General features: G+C 63.6%; 19 protein-coding genes. 8 read left to right on the forward strand and 11 right to left on the reverse strand.

All coding sequences use genetic code 11. The annotated features are described in order from the left end of the window. Nucleotides 1–207: 207 nt before the first annotated feature. Nucleotides 208–1,995 carry a monovalent cation:proton antiporter-2 (CPA2) family protein gene (locus tag QQL85_RS25700; RefSeq protein WP_284357249.1) on the forward strand — a complete coding sequence of 596 codons (1,788 nt, stop codon included), beginning with the start codon at nucleotides 208–210 and terminating at the stop codon, nucleotides 1,993–1,995. 4 nt (nucleotides 1,996–1,999) lie between these two features. Here the strand turns inward: QQL85_RS25700 and QQL85_RS25705 are convergent, their stop codons facing one another. The 3 genes from QQL85_RS25705 to ycaC (QQL85_RS25715) form a co-directional block, all read right to left on the reverse strand. Further along, nucleotides 2,000–2,284 (reverse strand): HigA family addiction module antitoxin, encoded by a 285-nt coding sequence (locus QQL85_RS25705; RefSeq protein ID WP_284357248.1) that lies wholly within the window; start codon nucleotides 2,282–2,284, stop codon nucleotides 2,000–2,002. A 12-nt stretch (nucleotides 2,285–2,296) separates the two neighbouring features. After that, a complete protein-coding gene (locus QQL85_RS25710; RefSeq protein WP_284357247.1) occupies nucleotides 2,297–2,575 on the reverse strand; it encodes a type II toxin-antitoxin system RelE/ParE family toxin in 279 nt (92 codons plus the stop codon). Between the two features lie 278 nt (nucleotides 2,576–2,853). Next, complete coding sequence (gene ycaC / locus QQL85_RS25715) at nucleotides 2,854–3,483, reverse strand: isochorismate family cysteine hydrolase YcaC (RefSeq protein ID WP_019096456.1); 630 nt, start codon at nucleotides 3,481–3,483, stop codon at nucleotides 2,854–2,856. 135 nt (nucleotides 3,484–3,618) lie between these two features. On the opposite strand from ycaC (QQL85_RS25715), the gene QQL85_RS25720 reads away from it, so the two are divergent. The 3 genes from QQL85_RS25720 (at nucleotide 3,619) to QQL85_RS25730 (ending at nucleotide 7,595) form a co-directional block, all read left to right on the forward strand. Further along, on the forward strand, nucleotides 3,619–4,530 hold the full coding sequence (locus QQL85_RS25720; protein WP_284357246.1) for a LysR substrate-binding domain-containing protein: 912 nt from the start codon (nucleotides 3,619–3,621) through the stop codon (nucleotides 4,528–4,530). A gap of 202 nt (nucleotides 4,531–4,732) precedes the next feature. Beyond that, nucleotides 4,733–5,995 (forward strand): OprD family porin, encoded by a 1,263-nt coding sequence (locus tag QQL85_RS25725; protein WP_284357245.1) that lies wholly within the window; start codon nucleotides 4,733–4,735, stop codon nucleotides 5,993–5,995. A 1-nt stretch (nucleotide 5,996) separates the two neighbouring features. Next, complete coding sequence (locus QQL85_RS25730) at nucleotides 5,997–7,595, forward strand: MFS transporter (protein ID WP_284357244.1); 1,599 nt, start codon at nucleotides 5,997–5,999, stop codon at nucleotides 7,593–7,595. Between the two features lie 166 nt (nucleotides 7,596–7,761). On the opposite strand, the gene QQL85_RS25735 is transcribed toward QQL85_RS25730, so the two are convergent. The 4 genes from QQL85_RS25735 to ycaC (QQL85_RS25750) form a co-directional block, all read right to left on the reverse strand. Beyond that, nucleotides 7,762–9,603: an amidohydrolase gene (locus QQL85_RS25735; RefSeq protein WP_284357251.1), complete on the reverse strand. Its 1,842-nt coding sequence runs from the start codon at nucleotides 9,601–9,603 to the stop codon at nucleotides 7,762–7,764. Nucleotides 9,604–9,925: 322 nt separating this feature from the next. After that, complete coding sequence (locus tag QQL85_RS25740; protein ID WP_063424085.1) at nucleotides 9,926–10,744, reverse strand: alpha/beta fold hydrolase; 819 nt, start codon at nucleotides 10,742–10,744, stop codon at nucleotides 9,926–9,928. A 39-nt stretch (nucleotides 10,745–10,783) separates the two neighbouring features. After that, complete coding sequence (locus QQL85_RS25745) at nucleotides 10,784–11,350, reverse strand: antibiotic biosynthesis monooxygenase (RefSeq protein WP_284357243.1); 567 nt, start codon at nucleotides 11,348–11,350, stop codon at nucleotides 10,784–10,786. Nucleotides 11,351–11,467: 117 nt separating this feature from the next. Beyond that, complete coding sequence (ycaC, locus tag QQL85_RS25750) at nucleotides 11,468–12,097, reverse strand: isochorismate family cysteine hydrolase YcaC (RefSeq protein WP_284357242.1); 630 nt, start codon at nucleotides 12,095–12,097, stop codon at nucleotides 11,468–11,470. Between the two features lie 202 nt (nucleotides 12,098–12,299). Between ycaC (QQL85_RS25750) and QQL85_RS25755 the strand changes: the two genes are divergently transcribed. Continuing rightward, the gene (locus QQL85_RS25755) at nucleotides 12,300–13,727 is read left to right on the forward strand and encodes a mechanosensitive ion channel family protein (RefSeq protein ID WP_284357241.1); all 1,428 of its coding nucleotides are present in this window, start codon (nucleotides 12,300–12,302) and stop codon (nucleotides 13,725–13,727) included. 177 nt (nucleotides 13,728–13,904) lie between these two features. Here the strand turns inward: QQL85_RS25755 and amaA are convergent, their stop codons facing one another. Together amaA and amaB are read right to left on the reverse strand one after the other, a co-directional pair. Next, nucleotides 13,905–15,191, reverse strand: a complete 1,287-nt coding sequence (gene amaA / locus QQL85_RS25760; protein ID WP_284357240.1) for an L-pipecolate oxidase — start codon at nucleotides 15,189–15,191, stop codon at nucleotides 13,905–13,907. A 167-nt stretch (nucleotides 15,192–15,358) separates the two neighbouring features. After that, complete coding sequence (amaB, locus tag QQL85_RS25765; protein ID WP_284357239.1) at nucleotides 15,359–16,849, reverse strand: L-piperidine-6-carboxylate dehydrogenase; 1,491 nt, start codon at nucleotides 16,847–16,849, stop codon at nucleotides 15,359–15,361. A 136-nt stretch (nucleotides 16,850–16,985) separates the two neighbouring features. Between amaB and QQL85_RS25770 the strand changes: the two genes are divergently transcribed. Next, nucleotides 16,986–17,876 (forward strand): LysR family transcriptional regulator, encoded by an 891-nt coding sequence (locus tag QQL85_RS25770; protein WP_284357238.1) that lies wholly within the window; start codon nucleotides 16,986–16,988, stop codon nucleotides 17,874–17,876. Between the two features lie 203 nt (nucleotides 17,877–18,079). Next, nucleotides 18,080–19,474 (forward strand): 2-oxoadipate dioxygenase/decarboxylase HglS, encoded by a 1,395-nt coding sequence (gene hglS, locus QQL85_RS25775; RefSeq protein ID WP_284357237.1) that lies wholly within the window; start codon nucleotides 18,080–18,082, stop codon nucleotides 19,472–19,474. A gap of 51 nt (nucleotides 19,475–19,525) precedes the next feature. Here the strand turns inward: hglS and QQL85_RS25780 are convergent, their stop codons facing one another. Then, nucleotides 19,526–20,452 (reverse strand): LysR substrate-binding domain-containing protein, encoded by a 927-nt coding sequence (locus QQL85_RS25780; RefSeq protein WP_284357236.1) that lies wholly within the window; start codon nucleotides 20,450–20,452, stop codon nucleotides 19,526–19,528. A gap of 157 nt (nucleotides 20,453–20,609) precedes the next feature. Here QQL85_RS25780 and QQL85_RS25785 point away from each other — a divergent pair, with 157 nt between their 5' ends. Then, complete coding sequence (locus QQL85_RS25785) at nucleotides 20,610–21,998, forward strand: NorM family multidrug efflux MATE transporter (RefSeq protein ID WP_284357235.1); 1,389 nt, start codon at nucleotides 20,610–20,612, stop codon at nucleotides 21,996–21,998. 38 nt (nucleotides 21,999–22,036) lie between these two features. Here the strand turns inward: QQL85_RS25785 and QQL85_RS25790 are convergent, their stop codons facing one another. Continuing rightward, nucleotides 22,037–23,704, reverse strand: a complete 1,668-nt coding sequence (locus tag QQL85_RS25790) for a putative bifunctional diguanylate cyclase/phosphodiesterase (protein WP_284357234.1) — start codon at nucleotides 23,702–23,704, stop codon at nucleotides 22,037–22,039. Nucleotides 23,705–23,866: the final 162 nt, after the last annotated feature.

Here is a 23,866-nt window from a genome sequence, read left to right on the forward strand (position 1 = left end):
AACAGTCAGAATCGGGCATTTAGTCCCACCACCCCTTCAAGTCTAACCATACAAGCGGGCTTGCCCGCGAAGAGGCCAGTACAGGTTGTCTCATTTTTCGGGACAATCTTTCTCCCTGAAAGCAGATTGTCTACCAACCCCTCATTCCCCAGAATTGTCGGCCAAACTGTTCAAACGCTGCCCCGGCAGCTCATGGAGTACGAGCCAATGCCACACGAAGGCAGCCCGCTGCAAACCGCCGTCATCTTCCTGCTCGCCGCAGTCCTCGCCGTCCCCTTGGCCAAACGCCTGCAGCTAGGCGCCGTACTTGGCTACCTGCTCGCCGGCGTCATCATCGGCCCGCAGGCACTGGGCCTGATCCGCGACACCGAAAGCGTGGCGCACATTTCCGAGCTGGGCGTGGTGCTTCTGCTGTTCATCATCGGCCTGGAGCTATCGCCCAAGCGCCTGTGGCTGATGCGCAAATCGGTGTTCGGCGTCGGCACCGCCCAGGTGCTGCTGACCGGCGCGCTGATCGGCGCCATCGCCCTGTTCGGCTTCAGCCAGACGCTGCCAGCGGCCATCGTGCTCGGCCTGGGCCTGGCGCTCTCGTCCACCGCCCTTGGCCTGCAGAGCCTGGCCGAGAGCAAGCAGCTGAACGCCCCGCACGGCCGCCTGGCCTTCGCCATCCTGCTGTTTCAGGACATCGCCGCCATCCCGCTGATCGCCCTGGTCCCGTTGCTGGCCGCCAGTGGTCCGGACACCAGCCATGGCGACAGCCTGCAACATGGGCTGAAGGTGTTTGCCAGCATCGCCGTGGTCATCATCGGTGGCCGCTACCTGCTGCGCCCGGTGTTCCGCACTGTGGCCCGCACCGGCCTGCCGGAAGTGTCCACCGCCACCGCATTGCTGGTCGTGATCGGCACCGCCTGGCTGATGGAGGAAGCCGGTATTTCCATGGCCCTTGGCGCCTTCCTCGCCGGCCTGCTGCTGGCCGATTCGGAATACCGCCACGAGCTGGAGTCGCAGATCGAACCGTTCAAGGGCCTGCTGCTGGGGTTGTTCTTCATCAGCGTCGGCATGGGTGCCAACTTGCGCCTGCTGCTGGACATGCCGCTGGTGGTGCTGGGCCTGACCCTGCTGCTGGTGGCAGTGAAGCTGGTGCTGCTGATTGGCGTCGGCCGCCTCGCCGGTGGCCTGAACAGCGCCAGCGCCCTGCGCCTGGGCATGGTACTGGCAGCCGGTGGTGAGTTCGCCTTCGTGGTGTTCAAGCTGGGCAAGGACCAAGGGCTGTTCGACACCCAGACCTACGACCTGCTGCTGCTGACCATCACCCTGTCGATGGCCATCACCCCGCTGCTGATGCTGGGCTGCGCCCGCGCCCTCAAGCGCCCGCAGCCTGCTCGGGAAGTGCCTGAGCAGTACAAGCAGATCCAGACAGATGCGCCCCGGGCAGTGATCGTCGGCATGGGCCGCATGGGACAGATCGTCGCGCGCATCCTGCGGGCACAGAAGATCCCGTTCATTGCCCTGGAAACCTCGGTGGACACCATCGAGATGACCCGCATGTTCGAACAGGTGCCGGTGTTCTACGGCGACCCGCTACGACCCGAGGTGCTGCACGCCGCCAAGGTGGGTGAAGCGGAGTATTTCATCATCACCATCGATGACCCGGAAGCTGCCATTCATACCGCTGAACGGGTGAAACGCCTGTACCCACACCTGAAGGTGCTGGCCCGGGCACGTAACCGCCAGCATGTGCACAAGTTGGTGGATGTGGGTGCCGAGCCGATTCGCGAGACGTTCTACTCCAGCCTGGAGATGACCCGCCGGGCGCTGGTGGGGTTGGGCTTGAGCGATGAACAGGCAGCGGACCGGATTGCGCGGTTTACCCAGCATGACGAAGAGGTGCTGGTGGCCCAGGGGCAGGTGCGCGATGACCGGGCCAAGGTGATGCAGACAGCCAAGGAAGCGCGGGTGGAGCTGGAGCGGTTGTTTGATTCGGATGCGGATTGATTAATCAGGCGAATACCAATCGCTCTATCTTAGGATGCTCACGGTGGGCGGCTTGCCAAAGGTCGTAGGCTGCCTGTTCGGCAAGGAACTGCCGGGCAGGACCGAGGCCAGCCAGCTCAAGTCGATAAGCGAGATCGGCTGAAATAGCGGCGCGCCCATTGAGCACAGTGGATAACTGCCCCCGTGAATAGCCAAGGTGGCGAGCTAATTCAGAGACGTTCATTCCAATTGCGGGCAACACATCCTCTCGCAAGGACTCCCCGGGATGGGGAGGATCAAACATAGGCATGACTGAAGCCTCCTAGTGGTAATCCAGATAGTCAACAAGCTCCACATCGGTACCAACGAAGCGAAACACCAGGCGCCAGTTACCCGAGACATTCACTGCCCAAAAGCTTTCCAGCTTTCCATGCAGAGGATGAAGACGGTAGCCGGGACGGCTCATGTCTGCTGCCGTTTGTGCGACCTCAAGGGAAGCCAGTAAACGTCGCAAGCGATTAACATGGTCTGCACGCACGCCAGACGAGTCACGCTGTTGATGGAGCAGCCTCAGGCCTTTGTGCCTGAAACTTCTGATCATTGAAGATTGAGTGTAAGGTCATGCCTTACACCTTTCAAGCTAGCATTGGCGTGGCACATGGAGACACTCCTGAAGAATTTCCGGGTGCTCAGTTTGCGCTTGGCCTGCCTATTTGGCGCAGTTATGCCGTCCGCACCTTCATGTAGGAGACTTCCCAAAAAGGGTTACAGCCCATGGCTTCCACGGGGGCCGTGCTGATGGGGATGTCTGTACCCGCCACAGAAAAGGCCGGCGCCCTACAGAGGGAGCCGGCCTTTGTGCGTACTGCTACTGATTGATTACTTACCCGCAGTCAACGCGTTGTAGCTGGTCATCAGGTTCCGATAATCCGGAATGTGGTTGGAGCACAACGCCGCCAGCCCTTCGATATCGTTGCGCCAATCACGGTGCAGCTCGCACGCCACGCCGAACCAGGTCATCAGCTGGGCACCCGCCCGGCTCATGCGGTCATGGGCAGCATCACGGGTCATTTCGTTGAAAGTGCCGGAAGCATCGGTCACCACAAACACATCGAACTCTTCTTCCAAGGCCGCCAGCGCCGGGAAGGCTACGCAGACCTCAGTCACCACACCGGCAATGATCAGTTGCTTCTTGCCAGTGGCCTTCACCGCCTTGACGAAGTCTTCGTTGTCCCAGGCGTTGATCTGGCCTGGGCGGGCGATGTACGGGGCATCCGGGAACAGCGCTTTCAGCTCTGGCACCAGCGGGCCATTGGGGCCTTGCTCGAAGCTGGTGGTGAGGATGGTCGGCAGGTTGAAGAACTTGGCCAGGTCGGCCAGGGCCAGTACGTTGTTCTTGAACTTGTCCGGTTCGATGTCACGCACCAGCGACAGCAGGCCAGCCTGGTGGTCGACCAGCAGGACAGCGGCGTCGTCTTTGTTCAGGCGGTTGTAGGTGAATTTGCTCATGGTCTGTGCTCCTAAGGTTTATGAATTCTTCAGCTATTCGGGGTGTTTCGCGTTGATGGGCACAGATTAAAATCATCACCTTTGCTGCACTAGACTGCGAAAATCGCCCTTAGCGTTCCGTTTGGAGAACGATCATTGGAAGACCTCAACTCCCTCTATTACTTCACCCAAGTTGTAGAGCACGGTGGTTTCGCCCCGGCAGGCCGAGCGCTGGACATGCCCAAGTCGAAGCTCAGCCGGCGCATCGCCGACCTTGAGGACCGCCTGGGCGTGCGCCTGCTGCACCGCACCAGCCGGCACTGTTCGCTGACCGAGATCGGTCAGGCCTACTACAACCGCTGCCTGGCCATGCGCGTGGAGGCCGAGGGCGCGGCGGAGATCATCGAGCGCAACCGCAGCGAGCCGCGCGGGCTGGTGCGCATCAGCTGCCCCACCACCCTGCTCAACTCCTGGGTCGGGCCGATGCTGACCCGCTACATGCTCAAGTACCCGCAGGTGGAGCTGTTCATCGAAAGTACCAACCGCCGCGTCGATCTGCTGCACGAGGGCTTCGACATTGCGCTGCGGGTGCGCTTTCCGCCGCTGGAAAACACCGACATGGTGATGAAAGTGCTGAGCAACAGTACCCAGTGCCTGGTGGGCCAGCCGCAGTACCTGGAGCAACTGCCCAAGGGCTTCGATCCGCAGCTGCTCGGCACGCTGCCGAGCCTGCATTGGGGTAGCGCACAACGTGAGTATCAGTGGGAGCTGTTCCAGGGCGAGGACAGCCGCCGCAGCATCGTCATCCCGCATACACCGCGCATGGTGACCGACGACCTGTTTGCCCTGCGCCACTTCGTGGTGGCCGGGGTGGGGATTGCGCACTTGCCGCGGGTGGCGGTGCGCGAGGACCTGGCTTCGGGGCGCTTGGTGGAATTGCTGCCTGAGTGGCACCCGCGTTGCGGCATCGTGCATGCGATCTTCCCGTCGCGACGCGGGTTGCTGCCTTCGGTGCGGGCGCTGATCGATCATCTGGCTGAAGAATTCGCCATTAGCGATATGGCTTGAGTGCTGGGCTGGCTGTACTGGCCTCTTCGCGGGTAAACCCGCTCCCACAGGGATCGCGCAGATTCTGAGACTGTGCAGGACCTGTGGGAGCGGGTTCACCCGCGAAGAGGCCTGAACAGGCTAAAACAGATCCCAGCACACCCTTACAAGACCCCTGGCCTATCCTTGCTCCACAGTCCCGGATCATCCCCCGGAGCTCCCCATGATCCGCGCCACACACGGACCAGGCCGCGCCCTGCTCGCCACCCTCGCCCTCTGCCCCGCACTCAGCCAGGCCGACGAACCCGGCTGGTCGCTGCTAAGCCGTAACTATTTCCTGCACAGCGACTTCCGCTCGCCGTCCGGCAGCGGCCAGAACTACCGCCAGGAATGGGCACAGGGTTTCATCGGCGAGGTCCGCTCGGGCTTCACTGAAGGCACGGTTGGCGTGGGCCTCGACGCCCACGGCTTTCTTGGCCTGAAGCTCGACGGCGGCCGCGGCCATGCCGGCACCGGCCTGCTGCCACGCGACAGCGATGGCCGTGCCGAATCCGACTACGCCAGTGCCGGCGCCGCGCTCAAGCTGCGCCTGGGCAACACACAATTGCGCTACGGCGAAATGAACGTGGAAACCCCGGTGTTCGACACCGGCGACAAACGCCTGCACCCGGAATACGCCACCGGCTGGTTCGTGGAGAACACCGACCTGCCCGACTGGCACCTGCAGGCCGGGCGTTTCACCGCCTTCAACAACCAGGACAACAGCTCCACCCACGACGACTTCGGCGGCTACGGTGCCACCACCCACAACCGCGCCATCAGCCTGGCCGGCGCCACCTTCGCGCCTGAGGGCCCGTTCGGCGGCGCGCTGTACGCCGGGCAACTGCAAGACACCTGGCGCCAGGCCTACCTCAACCTGAACCTGGCCGAGGGCAACTGGCGCCTGGACGGCAACCTGTACAAGACCCGCGACACCGGCAACGCCAGTGCCGGGGCAATCGACACCCTCGCCTACAGCCTGCTGGCCAAGTACAGCTTCAGCGCGCAGGCGCTGAGCCTGGCCTACCAGAAGGTCGAGGGCGGCACCCCGTTCGACTTCGTCGGAGGTGATTCCATCTACCTGGCCAACTCGATCAAGTACGCCGACTTCAACGGCCCGGGCGAGCGTTCGTGGCAACTGCGCTACGACCTCAACTTCGCCACCTTCGGCTTCCCTGGCCTGAGCCTGATGGGCCGCTACGTCAGCGGCCGTGGCATCGACGGCAGCCATGCCCCCGCGGGCGGGGCCTATGTGAACCAGTACGGCCAGGGCGGCAAGCACTGGGAGCGCGACATCGACCTGAAATATGTGGTGCAGTCGGGCGCCGCCAAGGACCTGAGCCTGTCGTTCTCCCACGTCAGCCACCGCGCCAACCAGGCCCAGGCGGGCGATGACATCGACCGCGTCTACCTGATCATCGAGTACCCACTCAAAGGCAGCTTCTGACATGAGCACGTCCCCTTCTGGCGCCTGGAGCCCGTTGCGCAACACCACTTTCCGCATGCTGTGGATCGCCACCATCGCCTCCAACATCGGCACCTGGATGCACGAAGTGGGCGCCGGCTGGTTGATGACCACACTGTCGGCCAGCCCGCTGCATGTGGCGTTGATCCAGGTGGCCGGCTCGCTGCCGATGTTCTTCCTGGCCCTGCCTGCAGGCGCGGCGGCGGATATCGTCGACAAACGCCGCTACCTGTTGCTGGTCCAGGTGTGGATGTCTGCCGTGGCCGTGGTGCTCGCAGCCCTGACCCTGCTTGGGTTGATGAACGTCACCTTGCTGCTGGTGCTGACCCTGGCGCTGGGTATCGGCACGGCGTTGATGATGCCGGCATGGAGCGCACTGACACCGGAGCTGGTGGGTAAGCAAGACCTGGCCAACGCGGTGGCCATCTCCAGTGTCGGTATCAACGTGTCCCGCGCCATCGGCCCGGCCCTGGCTGGCGTGGTGGTGAGCATGGTCGGCCCATGGCTGACCTTCGCACTGAATGCCATTTCGTTCGCCGGGGTGATCCTGGTGTTGTTCTTGTGGAAGCGCGAGGTGACGGAACCGCTGCTACCTGCCGAGCGCTTCGTGGGCGCCATGCGCACCGGCCTGCGTTTCGCACGCAGTGCCAAACCCTTGCAGGCCGTGCTGTGGCGGGCCGTGGCGTTTTTCTTCTGTGCCAGCGCTGGCACCTCGCTGCTGCCGTTGATCGTGCGTGGCGAGATGCACGGTACGGCCGCCGATTTCGGCTTGCTGCTGGCGGCCATCGGCATTGGCGCCGTGGCCGGTGCCACCCTGCTGCCGCGCCTGCGCGAACGCATCAGCCGCGATCGCCTGGTGCTGCTCGCCAGCCTGCTGTATGCCCTGTTCCTGCTGGCCTTGGCGCTGGTGCGCAACTTTTATGTGCTGCTGCCGGCGATGCTGCTCAGCGGTGCGGCGTGGATCGCGGTGCTGTCCAACCTGCAAGTGGCAGCGCAAACCTCGGTGCCGGCCTGGGTAAGGGCGCGGGCACTGTCGGTGTACATCCTGATCTTCTTCGGCGCCATGGCTTGTGGCGGATTGCTGTGGGGCACGCTGGCCAGCCATGCATCGATCACCCTGAGCCTGCTGCTGGCTGCAGGTGGCCTGGCGCTGGGTACGTTGCTGACCTGCAAGGTGACCCTGCCGGAAACCGAAGCCGAAGAGCTGACACCGTCGATGCACTGGCCGGTGCCGGTACTGAGCGATGACACGGACAAGGACAGCGGGCCGGTGATGGTTACCGTGGAGTACCACATCTCGCCGGCCAAGGCCGAGGCGTTCCAGCAGGCCGCGTGGGAGCTGGAGGCGATGCGCAAGCGCAATGGGGCGTTGTCCTGGGGGTTGATGCGCGACAGTGCTGACCCGGCGCTTTGGCTGGAATTCTTCTTCGAGGAATCGTGGCTGGAGCACTTGAGGCATCACCATCGGGTGACCCGGGGTGAGCTGAAGATCGAGGCGCGGGTGCGGATGCTGCAAACGGAGGGCGTTGAAGTAAGGATTCGGCATCTGCTGGCAGGCGGGGAGCACAAGGCTCACCACTGATGCTGGTTTTTACGGCCTCTTCGCGGGCAAGCCCGCTCCCACAGGGACCGCGCAGGTCCTGAGGACGGTGCAGTACAGGTGGGAGCGGGCTTGCCCGCGAAGAGGCCAGTACTGAAGGAATAAAAAAAGGGGCCAGAAACTGGCCCCTTCTTCACATCAGCTCAGCTTAGAAAGCAAAGCACGAGCAACCCAGCGCCCCCCAGAAGCCCTGGAAGTCATTGACCGGCACACTCGATTTACGCGCTTTGTCATGACTGTGCGCATGTACCCCGCACGGCCCCGAGCACTGATGCACGGCTGCCGCCAGCGACGGCGTACCCACGCGCCAGTGCCCCGGCACCTTGGCTACTGGCGACCACTCTGGCAGCACTGGCACCTGCGGTGGGCCAAGGCGGTCAAATTCGCCGGCAGCGTACACAACCTTGCCATCGACAATCGTCAGTACCGACTCGATACCCTTGATCGCCTCTTCATCAACGCTGAAGAAGTCCAGCGACAACGCCGCCAGGTCAGCCAGCTGCCCCACCTTGATCTGGCCTTTCTTGCCCTGCTCGCTGGAGAACCAGGCGCTGCCCTGGGTGAACAGTTGCAGCGCGGTGTCGCGGCTCAGGCCTTCCGGGTAAAGCTCCATGCCGCCAACGGTCTTGCCGCTGACCAGCCAGTACAGCGAGGTCCACGGGTTGTAGCTGGACACGCGGGTGGCGTCAGTACCGGCACCGACCGGCACACCCATGTCGAGCATGCGCTTGATGGGCGGGGTCTGCTCGGCAGCCTTGGCGCCGTAGCGGTCGACGAAATACTCACCCTGGAAGGCCATGCGGTCCTGGACGGCGATACCACCGCCCAAGGCGCGCACGCGCTCGATGTTCTGCGGGGTGATGGTTTCGGCGTGGTCGAAGAACCATGGCAGGCCGTTGAACGGGATGTCGCGGTTGACCTTCTCGAACACGTCGAGCATGCGCGTGATCGATTCGTTGTAGGTGGCGTGCAGGCGGAACGGCCAGCGTTGCTCGACCAGGTGGCGCACCACCGGCTCCAGTTCTTCTTCCATGGTCTGCGGCAGGTCCGGGCGCGGTTCGAGGAAGTCCTCGAAGTCGGCGGCAGAGAACACCAGCATTTCGCCGGCGCCGTTATGGCGCAGGAAGTCGGTGCCGCTGTGCAGCTTGACGCTGGAAGTCCACTTCTTGAAGTCGTCCAGCTCTTCCTTGGGTTTCTGGGTGAACAGGTTGTAGGCGATACGCACGGTCAGCTGGTTGTTGTCGGCCAGCTCCTGGATCACCGAGTAGTCGTCGGGGAAGTTCTGGTAGCCGCCGCCGGCGTCGATGGCACTGGTCAGGCCGAGGCGGTTGAGTTCACGCATGAACTGGCGGGTGGAGTTGACCTGGTATTCCAGCGGCAACTTCGGCCCTTTGGCCAGGGTGGCGTAGAGGATCATCGCGTTGGGGCGGGCGATCAACATGCCGGTCGGGTTGCCGAACTTGTCACGCTGGATCTCGCCACCTGGTGGGTTCGGGGTGCTCTTGTCGTAGCCGACAGCCTTGAGCGCGGCGCGGTTGAGCAATGCACGGTCGTAGAGGTGCAGCAGGAACACCGGGGTATCGGGTGCAGCCTGGTTGATTTCTTCCAGGGTCGGCATGCGCTTTTCGGCGAACTGGAACTCGTTCCAGCCACCCACCACGCGCACCCACTGCGGGGTTGGCGTGCGCGCTGCCTGGTCCTTGAGCATGCGCAGGGCATCGGCCACCGACGGCACACCTTCCCAGCGCAGCTCCAGGTTGTAGTTCAGGCCACCGCGGATCAGGTGCAGGTGCGAGTCGTTCAGGCCCGGGATCACCGTGCGCTGCTTGAGGTCGATGATCTGCGTGGTGGCGCCCTTGTGGGCCATGGCCTCGGCGTCGTTGCCCACGGCGACGAAGCGACCGTCCTTGATGGCGACGGCGGTCGCGGTGGGCTTTTCGCGGTCAACGGTGTGCAGTTTGCCGTTGAACAGAATCAGGTCGGCGGTCATGGAACCTCCTTGGGTGGTTGCGTGAGCGGAACCGGCTTGGCCGGTGAAGGGCAATGCGGACCAGAGCGCGCCGGCGGCACCGAGCACGGTGCTGGTGGCGAGGAACTGGCGACGGGTCTTGTCGTTGCGGTCCTGGGACATGGGCTTCTCCGACTGGGGCCGGCAGGGGCGACTGCGAAGCATGCCGGTTGATGCAAGGTCAGGGCTTGGATGGATGTGCGGTGGGTTGAAGAAGGTTAGCCCTGATCAACCGTTGTGCTGCCTGGGCTGGCCACTTCGCGGGCTCGTCGGGTCGCCGCACCGCCGCGAATGCCTCCCACAGTTACTGCTGGAGGAACGCCAGCAAATCCTCATTCAGCTGCTGTGCATGGGTCACCGCAAACCCGTGCGGCGCACCGGCATACACCTTCAGCTCAGCCCCGCGAATCAGCTCTGCCGCCTGCTTGCCGGTGGTTTCGAACGGCACGATCTGGTCGTCGTCACCATGAATCACCAGCGTCGGCACATCGACCTTGGCCATGTCCGGGCGGAAGTCGGTTTCGGAGAACGCCGTCACGCAATCCAGGGTGCCCTTGATCGAGGCCATCAGCGCGATGTTCAGGGTTTGCGTTTGCACGCCCTGGGACACCTGCTGCCCATGGTTCAGGCCATAGAACGGCGTGGCAAAGTCAGCGATGAACTGGGCGCGGTCGGCACGCAGGCCGGCACGGATACCCTCGAACACCGACAGGTCGACACCCTCAGGGTTGTCGTCGCGCTTGCCGAATACTGGCGTCACAGCCCCCAGCAACACCAGCCCGGCCACCCGCTCGCTGCCGTGGCGGGCGATGTAGCGGCTGACATCACCACCACCCATCGAGAAGCCCACCAAGGTGACGTCGCGCAGGTCGAGGTGTTCGATCAGCTGGGCAATGTCATCGGCAAAGGTGTCGTAGTCGTAACCGTTCCACGGCTGGCTCGAACGGCCGAAGCCCCGGCGATCGAAGGCGATGGCGCGGTAACCGCGGCTGGCCAGGAACTCCATCTGCGAATCCCACATGTCGGCATCCAGCGGCCAGCCGTGGCTGAACAGCACAGGCTTGCCACTGCCCCAGTCCTTGAAGTAAATCGAAGTGCCATCGCGGGTAACGAACGTGCTCATGTCGGTATCTCCTTGAAAGTGTCGAGGTGAAGGCGTTGCTCAGCCGCGCAGCCAGTTGGCGCAGCGGCGGGTTACCCAAGGCATGATGTAGAACACCACGGGCAGGATGACGAACAGGTTGACCACCAGGTTGCCGGTGATCGGGCCGCCCAACTGCGGAAAGCGTGCGAACAGCGGCGTCAGCAGTTGCGGAATGATCATGGTCATCGGGCAGATCACCAGGTAGGTCAGCAGCGCCTGCTTCCAGCGCGGCGGTTGCGCCGCCGTGGTGCTCGGCGGGGTAAACCAGAACTCCGGATCATCGTGCACCTGGGTGTGGTCACCGCCTTCAAGCAGCGGCAGCACCTCATTGACCAGCGCCTGGCGCTCGCCCGAGTTGACCCAGGCCTGCAGCAGCGTGGCGTCGGCGAAACGCACCACGGTGGTGAAGTGCAGCCCGCCGTCATCGGGGCGGATGACGTTGACGTCCAGGTGCCCCGGCTGGCGGCGTGCAGTGCTGACCGTGCGCTTGAGCCATGCTTCGTAAGCCACCAGCGAGGCGGCGCGAACCTTGTGCTGGATAACCAGGGTCACCACGTTACGGTTGTCTTGGCGTGCGGTGTTCATCGGCGTTCCTTGGGATGAGCTTGCCCGCATCCACTGTGCAACGGTGAACGGGCGGAGGATTGGATGGGTGTGCTGCCCTTGGCAGGCACCGACTGGCGGTGCCTGGGGCAGGTCGGCTTACTTGCTGGCGTTGAAGGCGTTGTAGCTGGTCATCAGGTTGCGGTAGTCCGGGATGTGGTTGGAGCACAGCGCGGCCAAGCCTTCGATGTCGTTGCGCCAGTCGCGGTGCAGCTCACAGGCCACGCCGAACCAGGTCATCAGTTGCGCACCCGCCTGGCTCATGCGGTCATGGGCGGCGTCGCGGGTCATGGCGTTGAAGGTGCCGGAGGCATCGGTGACCACGAACACGTCGAACTCTTCTTCCAGGGCCGACAGGGCCGGGAAGGCTACGCACACTTCAGTCACCACGCCGGCGATGATCAGTTGCTTCTTGCCGGTGGCCTTCACGGCCTTGACGAAGTCTTCGTTGTCCCAGGCGTTGATCTGGCCAGGGCGGGCGATGTACGGCGCATCCGGGAACAGGGCTTTCAGTTCGGGCACCAGCGGGCCGTTGGGGCCTTGCTCGAAGCTGGTGGTGAGGATGGTCGGCAGGTTGAAGAACTTGGCCAGGTCAGCCAGGGCCAGCACGTTGTTCTTGAACGCGTCCGGCTCGATATCGCGGACCAGGGACAGCAGGCCAGCCTGGTGGTCGACCAGCAGGACAGCAGCGTCGTCTTTGTTCAGGCGGTTGTATTTGAAGTTGTTCATGGGGTAGCTCCTAAGGGTTTTGATTTTCAGTAATTTGGGTGTTTCGCGTTGATGGGAGAAGATTAAATCCATCACCTTTGGAGCGGTAGATAGCTGTTTTTGGCTTTAGCGTTCCATTTAAGGAACGACAAAATGGCAGTGGATTTGCTGGGCTACCTGCTCTATTACTACCCAATGCCCTCCCCTCACCCCCGAGACCTCCATGCTGGCGTTCATCCAGTCGTCCCCGTTGTTGCTCGGTACCACCCTGATCCTGCTCGACCTCGTGCTCTGGCAGCTAATCCCTGTTCAGCGCCACGCCTGGCGCATCGGCTCGCGACTGGTGATATTCCTGTTGTTCAGCTCAGTGCTGGTGGCCGCCGGCATGAGCCCACTGCAACCACCGCCTTGGCCCGACGATGTCTCGCGCAACCTGATGGCCACGGTACTGGCTATCGGCTGGTGGCTGTTTGGCGCACGCACGGTCACGGTGGTGTTCGGCCTGCTGCTGGTGGCTCGCGGCAGCCATGGCGGGCGGTTGCTGCAGGATGTGCTGGGGGCGTTGATCTTCCTGGCCGCCGTGGTGGCTGCTGCGGGCTATGTGATGCAGCTGCCGGTGAAAGGCCTGCTGGCTACCTCCGGCGTGATGGCCATCGTCATTGGCCTGGCGCTGCAAAGCACCCTGGCCGACGTGTTCAGCGGCATCGTGCTGAACACCACGCGGCCCTACCAGATTGGCGATTCCATCTCCATCGATGGCACCGAAGGCAAGGTGCTGGACATCGACTGGCGCGCCACACGCCTGCTGACGGGCACCGGCAGCCTGGCGGTGATCCCCAACTCGGTGGCGGCCAAGGCCCGGCTGCTAAACCACAGCCGCCCGGCCGACGTGCATGGGGTGTCGATCAGCGTTGTGGTGCCAGCCAAGGTGCGGCCCAAGCGGGTATTCGATGCACTGGAAAAAGCCTTGCAGGGCGTCAGTGCCATTCTTGCGACCCCAACGCCGAAAGTGACGGTGAAGGCCTCGACGCTGGAATCCGTGGAGTACGAGGCCAGCGGTTTCGTGGCCGACGCGGGCACCAAGGGTGACGCACGCAATCAGCTGTTCGACCTTGCCCACCGGCACCTGGAGGCCAGCGGGGTGATGTGGAACGTGGACCTGGCCCTGCCGCCGCGCAGCCGCCAGCGTGAGGTGCTGGACGAGGTGCGGGTGTTCCGCTCGCTGAGCAACGAAGAACGCGATGCGCTGAGCCAGCGTATGACGGCAGTGGAGTACCTGGCGGACCAGATGATCCTGGGCGTTGGCGAGCATTCCGAGCACTTGCTGGTGATTGGCAGCGGGGTGGTTTCGGCGTCGGTGCGCGATGGCGACAAGCGGGTCGAAGCCGGGCGCATGGGGCCGGGGGAGGTGCTGGGGATCGAAGGCATCATCGATGAAGAGGATTCGCTGGCCGAGTTCCGCACGCTGACCAGTTGCGTGCTGTACCGGATCGACAAGGAACAGGTGAAGAGCTGCTTGCAGCAGCGTGGCGAGGTGCAGACGGCGCTGAGCAAGTTGCAGCGGTTCCGGCGCCAGAGCCGGGAGTCGTTGTTGCTGCAGAAGCCGGCCCTGATCAAGAAAGGCGGCTTCCTTAGCTGGTTGCACAAGTAAGCCTGTGCTGGCCCAAACCTGTCATTTACGGCCTGACGCAGTCCGTGTAAGAGCGGCCTTGTGTCGCGAAAGGGCCGCAAAGCGGCCCCAGCAGTTCATGCGGCGAAGCTGAGATTCTGGGGGCGCTACGCACCCCTTTCGCGACACAAGGCCGCGCCTACAAAAGCAGTGCAGGTCTTACAGCACAACTCTCAAGCATTGCCCCGCGTGGTACAGCGAGAACCCGGACTCATAGAACGCGGTACGCAGCGAAGGTGCACTCACACCGCTCATCGGCGAGAACGGAATCGGCAGGCTGTCCGCCTCCCCCTTCAGCAGGAACTCGGCAAACGCCCGGCCAATCACGGTACCGGTGGTATTACCCCGCCCGTTGTACCCGGTCACCGCCACCAGCCCCGGCGCCGGTTCGAACAGGCGCATCAGGTGGTCGGGGGTGAAGTCGATGCAACCGGTCCAGTGCATTTCCCACTCAACCTTGCCCAGCTCCGGGTAGTAGTGGCTCTGGATACGGTCCGCCCAGCTGCGCACGAACCACGCCGGCTTGTTGTCGACCCGCCCCAGGCTGCCAAGCAGCAGGCGGCCCTGGTCGTCGCGGCGGATGCTGCTGAGCACGGTGCGGGTGTCCCACGAGCCTTGGCCGTGTGGCAATACCTTGTCGGCTGCAGCGCCCTGCAGCGGTTTGGACGCCACCTGGTAGTAGTAACCACGGAAGAACTGCTTCTGCAGGTTGCTCCAGTCGCCTTCGGTGTAGGCGCCGGTGGAAATCACCACCTTGTCGGCGCGCACCGAGCCGCGTGCAGTCTTCACCCGCCAGGCATCGCCATCACGCTCCAGCCCTTCGACCGAAGACTGCTGGAACAGCTTGCCGCCCAGGCGCGCCACGGCAGCCGCCAGGCCCTGGGTGTAACCCATGGGGTTGATGGTGCCGGCGCGGCGGTCGAGCAGCGCAGCGGAAATCTTGTTGGTACCGCAGTATTCCTGGCACTGGGCGCCGGTCAGCAGCTCCACATCAGCACCACGGCGGCGCCATTGTTCGTGGCGGGCTTCGAGGTCGGCGATGCCGGTGGCGTTGTGCGCCATGTGCAGCGTGCCTTTGTGCTGAGCCTGGCAGTCGATGCCCAGGCGATCGATCATGGCGAACACTTCAGCCGGGGCTTCGCCGAGCACCTTGTTCAGGCGGCTGCCCTGCTTCTGGCCGAGGGTGGCCTCGACGTCGTCGGGGCGGATCCAGGTACCAGCATTGACCAGGCCGACATTGCGCCCAGAGCCGCCGTGGCCGATCTTCCAGGCCTCCAGCAAGATCACCGACTTGCCCTGTTCGAGCAGGTGGATGGCCGCCGACAGGCCGGTAATGCCGCCGCCGATCACGCAGACATCAGCCTTGTGCTCGCCGGCCAAGGCCTGGGCGGCGACGGTCGGTTTGCTGACGTATTCCCACAAGCATTCTTGACGCAGTTCGGACATGGCCCGGCTCCAGCAATTTGTTCTTGTTTGGGGCCGCGTTAGGGCCCATTCGCGGGCAAGCCCGCTCCCACAGGAGGTACACAGGTTTCGAAATCTGTGGGGTACCTGTGGGAGCGGGCTTGCCCGCGAACCGGGGGCTGAGCCCCCGGCCATGCAGCATCAACCCATCAGTCGAACACAATACCCTGCGCCAGCGGCAGCTCGCGCGAGTAGTTCACGGTGTTGGTCTGGCGACGCATGTAGCCTTTCCAGGCATCCGAACCCGACTCACGACCACCGCCGGTTTCCTTCTCGCCACCAAACGCACCGCCGATCTCGGCGCCGCTGGTGCCGATGTTGACGTTGGCGATACCGCAGTCGCTGCCCGACGCACTCTGGAAGCGCTCGGCCTCACGAATGTCGGTAGTGAAGATGCACGACGACAGGCCTTGTGGCACTTCGTTGTTCAGGCGCAGGGCCTCTTCGAAGTCATCGTAGGCCAGCACATACAGGATCGGGGCGAAGGTTTCGTGGCGCACCACGTCACTCTGCGCCGGCATTTCGGCAATGGCAGGCGAAACGTAGTAAGCGTTCGGGTACTGGTCGGCCAGCTGACGCTCGCCACCAAACACCTGGCCACCTTCGTCGCGGGCCTTGGCCAGCGCGCCCTGCATGGCGTCGAACGACAGCTTGTCGATCAGCGGGCCTACCAGGTTGTCCTTGCGTGGGTCACCGATGCGCACTTTGCCGTAGGCGGCTTTAACGCGCGCAACCACTTCGTCCTTGATCGAGCGGTGCACGATCAGGCGACGCAGGGTGGTGCAACGCTGGCCGGCGGTGCCGACGGCGGAGAACAGGATGCCGCGTACGGCCAGGTCCAGGTCGGCGCTCGGGGCCAGGATCATGGCGTTGTTGCCACCCAGTTCGAGGATGCTGCGACCGAAGCGGGCCGCCACACGTGGGCCCACTTCGCGGCCCATGCGGGTGCTGCCGGTGGCGCTGACCAGCGGTACGCGCGGGTCATCGACCATGGCTTCGCCAGCTTCACGGCCGCCGATCACCAATTGTGCCAGGCCAGCCGGGGCGTCGCCGAAGGCTTTCAGGGCTTTTTCGAACAGCGCCTGGCAAGCCAAGGCAGTCAGCGGGGTCTTTTCAGACGGCTTCCACACCACCGAGTTACCAGCCACCAAGGCCAGGGCAGTGTTCCAGGCCCAGACTGCAACCGGGAAGTTGAAGGCGCTGATCACGCCGACCACGCCCAGCGGGTGCCAGGTTTCACGCATGTGGTGGCCCGGGCGCTCGGAAGCGATGGTCAGGCCGTACAGCTGGCGCGACAGGCCAACGGCGAAGTCACAGATGTCGATCATTTCCTGCACTTCGCCCAGGCCTTCCTGGGTAATCTTGCCGGCTTCGATCGACACCAGCTCGCCCAGGTCGGCCTTGTGCTCACGCAGCACTTCGCCAAACAGGCGCACCAGTTCGCCACGGCGCGGGGCCGGCACAGTGCGCCAGGCTTCAAAGGCACTTTGGGCCTGATCGATGCGGGCGATGGTCTCGGCTTTGCCGAGCAATTTCACCAAGGCGATCTGGCTGCCGTCGATCGGCGTGTGAACAGGGTAGTCGCCCTGGGTGTAAGCCTCGGCGGCAACGCCAAGGCGCTCGAGCAATCCAGCAACCATTAGTGCATCTCCTACATCGGGTGATGGGGTGGAAAAATGATGTGGATCAGTATTAATCCGATCACATAGGTACAACAAACGACCTTTATTCCGCATATCATTCCGTCAGGTAATGATTTGAACCGCAGAGACCGCTATGTCCAAACGCCTGGTGCCTTCCATGACCGCCCTGCAGTGCTTTGAAGCTGCAGCCCGCCATTTGAGCTTTACCCGTGCCGCTGAAGAGCTGCACCTGACCCAGAGCGCGGTCAGCAAGCAGGTGGCGCAGCTTGAAGACATGCTGCGCCACCACCTGTTCCTGCGCATCCGCCGGCGCCTGCAATTGACCCCGGCCGGCAGCCTGTACCTGGCCGAGGTCAACAAGATCCTCACGCAAGTGGACATGTCCAGCCGCTACGTCCTCACCTACGGCGAGCAGACCGAGATATTGAAGGTAGCCACTCAACCGAGTTTTGGCGTGCGCTGGTTGATCCCGCACCTGAAGGGTTTTGGTAAACGCCACACCAATATCCACCTGGACATCCGCAACGAGATGGAGCCATTTGCCTTGCTGCAGGGCTCGGCGGACGTAGTGTTCTTCTATGGCCAGGGCACTTGGCCGGGGGCTACCTGCGTGGAGTTGTTCCGCGAAGAGGTGGTGCCGGTGTGCGCACCGGAGCTGCTGGCCGGGCGCACGCTGGGCAATGCGGCAGAGCTGGCCGACCTGGTGCTGTTGCAGAGCACGTCGCGGCCGGAAGCGTGGCATGAGTGGTTCCTTGAGCAGGACCTGCAGAGTGTCAGCGCTTACCACGGGCCGCGCTTCGATACGTTCTATATGGCCTTGAGCGCGGCGCAGGCCGGGTGCGGGGTGGCGCTGGTGCCGCGCTATCTGGCGGCGAAGGAGTTGGCCGAGGGGAGTTTGGTGGTGCCTTGGAACCATGCGATGCGCAGTGCGGGGGCGCATTACCTGGCGTATGCCGAGCATGCAGCGGAAGTACCCAAGGTAAGGGCGTTGGTGGAATGGATTCAAGAGCAGCTTCAGGCTTGAGGGCCTCTTCGCGGCTAAAGCCGCTCCCACAGGGACCGTGCAAGGTCTGAATGCTGTGCACTACCTTGTGGGAGCGGGTTCACCCGCGAATAGGCCCTTGAGGTCGATCAAAAAAGGAATGACACACTCACTTTTTTTCGCTTGTGAGCCAAGTGCATTCCCAGCTTTCATGTAAGCGTCCGAACCCAACCAGGAAGCTAGCGATGCCCGCCCACGATTTCGTCAGCCCAGACAGCATTCGCGCGCAGTTCTCTGCCGCCATGTCGCTCATGTACAAACAGGAAGTGCCGCTGTACGGCACGCTGCTGGAGCTGGTGAGCGAAATCAACCAGCAGGTCATGGCCCAGCAACCGGAAGTGGCCGAGGCCCTGCGCTGGACCGGCGAAATCGAGCGCCTGGACCACGAGCGCCACGGCGCCATCCGCGTCGGTACTGCCGAAGAACTGGCCACCATCGCCCGCCTGTTCGCCGTCATGGGCATGCAGCCGGTCGGCTACTACGACCTCAGCTCCGCCGGCGTGCCGGTGCACTCCACCGCCTTCCGCGCGGTGCACGAACAGTCGCTGCACGTCAGCCCGTTCCGTGTGTTCACCTCGCTGCTGCGCCTGGAGCTGATCGACAACCCGCAGCTGCGTGAGTTGGCCCAGAGCATCTTGGCCAAGCGCCAGATCTTCACCACCCGCGCCCTCGAACTGATCGCCCAATGCGAGCGCGATGGCGGCCTGAACGCCGCTGATGCTGAAGCGTTCGTGCAGGAAGCACTGCACACCTTCCGCTGGCACCATGACGCCACCGTCACCGCCGAGCAGTACAAGCAGCTGCACGACCAGCATCGCCTGATCGCCGATGTGGTGGCCTTCAAGGGCCCGCACATCAACCACCTGACCCCACGCACCCTGGACATCGATGCCATCCAGCTCGGCATGCCGGCCAAGGGCATCCCGCCGAAGGCCGTGGTCGAAGGCCCACCCACCCGCCGTCACCCGATCCTGCTGCGCCAGACCAGCTTCAAGGCCTTGCAGGAAAAGGTCGCGTTCAGCGACCAGCAGGGTAGCGAAGGCAGCCATACCGCACGTTTCGGCGAGATCGAACAGCGCGGCGCGGCGCTGACGCCGAAGGGTCGCCAGCTGTACGACAAGCTGCTCGACGCCACCCGCGCCGCCCTGGGTGGCGCACCGGCTGAAGCCAATGCCGAGCGCTACATGGCGTTGCTGAAAGATACTTTTGCCGAATTCCCGGATGACCTGACGCAGATGCGTGAACAGGGCTTGGCGTACTTCCGCTACTTCGCCACCGAGAAAGGCCTGGCAGCGCGTGATCAGGAAGGCCGCCCAACTACCCTGCAGGGCCTGATCGAGGCTGGCCATGTGCACTTCGAGGCGCTGGTGTACGAGGACTTCCTGCCGGTAAGTGCGGCGGGGATCTTCCAGTCCAACCTGGGCGACGATGCACAGGCCGAATATGGCAGCAACGCCAACCGCGATGCGTTCGAGGCGGCGTTGGGGCTGCAGGTGCAGGATGAGCTGGCGCTGTATGCGCAAAGCGAGCGCCGGTCGCTGCAGGCCTGTGCTCAGGCACTGAACCTGGGCTCTATGTAAGGCATTGCGGCCTCTTCGCGGGCTCGCCCGCGAAGAGGCCAGTGCAGGGGGTCAAAGAGCTGGCAGGATTTCCACATCCGGCAAATCCATTGCCGCCACCTCTTCCTCCAGAAATGCACTCAACCGCCGCAACCGCTCCCCCCCCGGCCGGGTACGCGGCCACACTAGGTAATAATCCATTCCACTGGGCACCGCCGTCGGCCAGGGCAGGCTCAAGCGCCCCTGCGCCACATCCTCGGCCACCATCAGCAAATCGCCCATGGAAATGCCATAGCCACGCGCCGCCGCAATCATGCCCAGCTCCAGGGTGTCGAACACCTGCCCGCCCTTGAGCGAAACCTTGTCACTCAGCCCCATGCGCTCCAGCCACTCCCGCCAGTCGCGCTTGTCCACCGTGGGGTGCAGCAGCTCGATAGCGGCCAGCCGGCGCTCGTCCCACGGCCCTTTTTCAAGCAGGTCTGGCGCCCCCACGGGTATCAGCAACTCCGGGAACAGCTTGCGCACTTCCCAGTCCGGCGGGAACACCCCGTCGCTGAGCAACACCGCGCAATCGAACGGTTCCTGGTTGAAGTCCACATGGTCAACGTCCATCCAGGCGCTGGTCAGCTGGACTTCATTGCCTGGCTGCAGGTGGCGAAAACGGCTCAAGCACGCCAGCAACCAGCGCATGGTCAGGGTCGAGGGGGCTTTCATGCGCAGGATGTCGTCTTCGCCCCGCAAAGTCTCACAGGCTCGCTCCAGCGCCGCGAAACCTTCGCGAACGCCTGGCAGCAACACCCGTGCTGCCTCGGTCAGTTGCAGGTTGCGGCCACTGCGCACGAACAAACGGCAGGCGAAGTACTCCTCCAGCGTGCGGATATGCCGGCTGACTGCGCTCTGAGTGATCGACAGTTCCTCACCGGCACGGGTGAAGGAACTTAGCCGTGCGGCGGCTTCGAATGCGCGAAGGGCATACAACGGAGGGAGCTGACGAGACATGAGGCACCTGCCATACGGGGCTGTGGAGCGGATCACCATGAAGCATATATGCATGAGTCAGACTCATGCTAATGATCGCTTTTATCCTTTTGTGCAAAGCTGACCAAAGCCTCAGAATCGCCCTTCGTTCATCACCTCAGGAAGAAGGACACCCCTCATGCACGTCGCGCCCACCACAGAACTCAAGGCTTTGTTGCGCCTGGCCGGGCCGCTGATCGCCTCGCAGTTGGCGCACATGCTGATGGTGCTGACCGACACCCTGATGATGGCCCGCATCAGCCCACAGGCCTTGGCCGGTGGCGGTTTGGGCGCGGCCAGCTACTCGTTCGTGTCGATCTTCTGCCTGGGCGTGATCGCCGCAGTCGGCACCCTGGTGGCCATCCGCAAGGGCGCCAACGACATCGAAGGTGCCACCCGCCTGGCACAGAACGGCCTGTGGCTGGCCTGGGGCCTGGCGCTGCTCGCCGCGCTGGTGCTATGGAACCTTGAGCCGGTACTGCTGCTGTTCGGGCAACAGCCCGAAAACGTGGCCTCGGCCGCCGAATTCCTCACCCTGCTACCGCTGGCCCTGCCCGGCTACCTGACCTTCATGGCCTTGCGCGGCTTCACCAGCGCGCTGGGCCGCTCGACCCCGGTGATGGTCATCAGCCTGGTTGGCACGGTGCTCAACTACCTGTTCAACGTGGCGCTGATCGAGGGCATGTTCGGCCTGCCCAAGCTGGGCCTGATGGGTATCGGCCTGGTCACGGCGGTGGTGTCGATGGGCATGGCCATCGCCCTGGCGCTGTACATCCGCTGGCACTCGGCCTATGCCGCCTACCCGCTGCGCAAGGGCCTGTCACGTCCGTCGTTGCCGGCCCTGCGCGAGCTGTGGCGGCTAGGCCTGCCGATTGGCGGCACCTACATGGTGGAAGTGGGCCTGTTCGCGTTCGCCGCCCTGTGCATGGGGGTGCTGGGCAGCACCGAACTGGCGGCGCACCAGATCGCCCTGCAGATCGTGTCCACCGCGTTCATGGTGCCGACCGGGCTGTCGTATGCGGTGACCATGCGGGTGGGCTTGTATTACGGTGCTGGCAACCTGCTGGCGGCGCGCAGCGCCGGGCGCGTGGGCATCGGCTTCGGGGCGATGATCATGTTTGCCTTCGCCGCGTTGTTCCTGCTGTTGCCCGAGGCGCTGGTGGGGCTGTTCATCGACCGCAATGACCCGGCGTTTGCGGCGATCTTCCAGGTGGCCGTGCAGTTGCTGATGGTGGCGGCGTGGTTCGAACTGTTCGATGGCATGCAGACGATTGCCATGGGTTCGATCCGAGGGCTGAAGGATGCCAAGACCACCTTCCTGATCGGGCTGGTGTGCTACTGGCTGGTGGGGGCGCCGAGCGCCTGGTTGTTCACCTTTACCTTGGGCGGCGGTGCGGTGGGCATCTGGTGGGGGCTGGCACTGGGGCTGGCCTGTGCCGCGGTGGCGCTGACCTTTGGCTTCGAGTGGCGGATGAAGCGGCTTTTGGGTAAAGCCGGCGTTGGTGAGGCCGCGGGCGCTTCGGCCTGACTTTAGGGCCTCTTCGCGGGTTTACCCGCGAAAGGGCCCTAACGGACAGCATCCAACTGACGGCCAGGCACCTTCAGCAAAAAATCGATCAACTCCCCCACCGGCAGCGGCTTGCTGACCAAAAAGCCCTGCACCTGGTCGCAACCAAACCCGCGCAGCAAGGCCAGTTGCGCTTCACTCTCCACACCCTCGGCCACCACCTCAAGGTTGAGGTTGTGCGCCAGGTTGATCATGGCGTGCACCAGCTTGCGGTTTTCCTCGCGCATTTCCATTTCGGCGACAAAGCTGCGGTCTACCTTGAGCAAGGTGATCGGCAAGCTGTTGAGGTGCACGAACGAAGAAAACCCGGTGCCGAAGTCGTCGAGCGAGAAACGCACGCCCAGGCGGCCGAGGGCGTCCATGGTCTGGCGCACCACTTCGTTGCGACGCATCACTGCCGTTTCGGTCAGCTCGAACTCCAGCCAGCGGGCGTCCACGCCATGCTCAAGGATCAGGCGGCTCAGGGTGGCCAGCAACTGGCTGTCCTGAAACTGACGGAAGCTCAGGTTGACTGCCATGTGCAGCGGCTCCAGGCCGCGCTCGCACAACGCCTGCATGTCACGCAGGGCACGGGAGATGACCCAGTAGCCCAGCGGCACGATCAGGCCGCTCTGCTCGGCCAGGGGCACGAACTCGCTGGGCGGCAGCAGCCCGCGCTCTGCATGGCGCCAGCGCACCAGCGCCTCCAGGCCGACGATGCGCCCGTCGGCCAGGTCGAGCCGAGGCTGATAGTGCAGCTCCAGCTCGTCGCGGCGCAGGGCGCGGCGCAATTCGCTTTCCAGGTCGGCAAGGCTGCGGGCGTTGCGGTTGATGCGCTCGTTGAACACATGGAAGGTGCAGCCTTGGCTGCCCTTGGCCTGGCGCATGGCAATGTGCGCATGCCACATCAGTGGGTCGGCGCCGCTCTGCGCGCGGGCATGGGCCAGGCCCAGGCTGCAGCCCAGCAGCAGGCTTTCGCCGTCGATCCAGTAAGGTTCGGCCAGCGCCTCGATAATGCGCTCGGCAATCCACTCGGCGCGGTTGGCATCGCGCCGGGTGTCGATCAACAGGGCGAATTCGTCACTGCCCAGGCGAGCCAACTGGTCACCCGCCTCCAATTGGTTCTGCAGCCGCGACACCACTTGCAGGATCAGCCGGTCGCCGCTCTGGTGACCCAGGGCATCGTTGACGTGGCGGAAGTTGTCCAGGTCCAGGTGGCCCAGGGCAAGTCCACGGCCCTCATTTTCGGCCAGGCGTGCAGTCAGCAAGGCCTGGAAGCCCTGGCGGTTGGCAATGCCGGTCAGCGGATCCTGCTCGGCCAGGCGCTGCAAGGTGGCCACCAGCACACCACGCTCGCGCACATGGCGCAGTGAGCGGCGCAAGGTATCGGCATTGAGCTGGTCGCGTACCAGCCAGTCACTCACGGCGCTGGGCGCCACCTCGGGTTCGTGGTCGAGCAGCAGGATGGTCGGCAGGTCACAGCGCCCGGGCACTGGCTGCAGGGCCGGCGTTGCCAGCACCACGGCCTGGCGATCATGGCTGAACAGGCTGTCGACCGCATCCCAGTTCGGGGCAGTCAGCAGCACGGCGCTGCCGCTCAGGGCAGGCATGCAAGCGTGCAACAAGGCGGCCCATTCCGGCTCATCAGCCAACAGCAGCAAACGCAAAGGTTCGACAGGCGTGGACAAGCGGACTCCTTAGGGCTTCACGGTGCAACGGTAACTGGCAGGTATGCTACTGCATTTAATGAAAATGATTTTCACTTTTATACATGTTTTTACGCGCGTAGCATCCCGACGTATTTTGTCGTGCATCCTGCGCGAAACGAGCCAAACCGGCAAATATGATTT

Origin of the sequence: Pseudomonas putida (assembly GCF_030159595.1) — a bacterium.
In the GTDB taxonomy this organism is placed as follows: domain Bacteria; phylum Pseudomonadota; class Gammaproteobacteria; order Pseudomonadales; family Pseudomonadaceae; genus Aquipseudomonas; species Aquipseudomonas putida_AC.

Coding starts and splice junctions, on each gene's coding strand:
- QQL85_RS25700 (WP_284357249.1), top strand. CDS start 208: ATGCCACACGAAGGCAGCCCGCTGCAAACCGCCGTCATCTTCCTGCTC.
- QQL85_RS25705 (WP_284357248.1), bottom strand. CDS start 2,284: ATGCCTATGTTTGATCCTCCCCATCCCGGGGAGTCCTTGCGAGAGGAT.
- QQL85_RS25710 (WP_284357247.1), bottom strand. CDS start 2,575: ATGATCAGAAGTTTCAGGCACAAAGGCCTGAGGCTGCTCCATCAACAG.
- ycaC (WP_019096456.1), bottom strand. CDS start 3,483: ATGAGCAAATTCACCTACAACCGCCTGAACAAAGACGACGCCGCTGTC.
- QQL85_RS25725 (WP_284357245.1), top strand. CDS start 4,733: ATGATCCGCGCCACACACGGACCAGGCCGCGCCCTGCTCGCCACCCTC.
- QQL85_RS25730 (WP_284357244.1), top strand. CDS start 5,997: ATGAGCACGTCCCCTTCTGGCGCCTGGAGCCCGTTGCGCAACACCACT.
- QQL85_RS25735 (WP_284357251.1), bottom strand. CDS start 9,603: ATGACCGCCGACCTGATTCTGTTCAACGGCAAACTGCACACCGTTGAC.
- QQL85_RS25740 (WP_063424085.1), bottom strand. CDS start 10,744: ATGAGCACGTTCGTTACCCGCGATGGCACTTCGATTTACTTCAAGGAC.
- QQL85_RS25745 (WP_284357243.1), bottom strand. CDS start 11,350: ATGAACACCGCACGCCAAGACAACCGTAACGTGGTGACCCTGGTTATC.
- ycaC (WP_284357242.1), bottom strand. CDS start 12,097: ATGAACAACTTCAAATACAACCGCCTGAACAAAGACGACGCTGCTGTC.
- QQL85_RS25755 (WP_284357241.1), top strand. CDS start 12,300: ATGCTGGCGTTCATCCAGTCGTCCCCGTTGTTGCTCGGTACCACCCTG.
- amaA (WP_284357240.1), bottom strand. CDS start 15,191: ATGTCCGAACTGCGTCAAGAATGCTTGTGGGAATACGTCAGCAAACCG.
- amaB (WP_284357239.1), bottom strand. CDS start 16,849: ATGGTTGCTGGATTGCTCGAGCGCCTTGGCGTTGCCGCCGAGGCTTAC.
- QQL85_RS25770 (WP_284357238.1), top strand. CDS start 16,986: ATGTCCAAACGCCTGGTGCCTTCCATGACCGCCCTGCAGTGCTTTGAA.
- hglS (WP_284357237.1), top strand. CDS start 18,080: ATGCCCGCCCACGATTTCGTCAGCCCAGACAGCATTCGCGCGCAGTTC.
- QQL85_RS25780 (WP_284357236.1), bottom strand. CDS start 20,452: ATGTCTCGTCAGCTCCCTCCGTTGTATGCCCTTCGCGCATTCGAAGCC.
- QQL85_RS25785 (WP_284357235.1), top strand. CDS start 20,610: ATGCACGTCGCGCCCACCACAGAACTCAAGGCTTTGTTGCGCCTGGCC.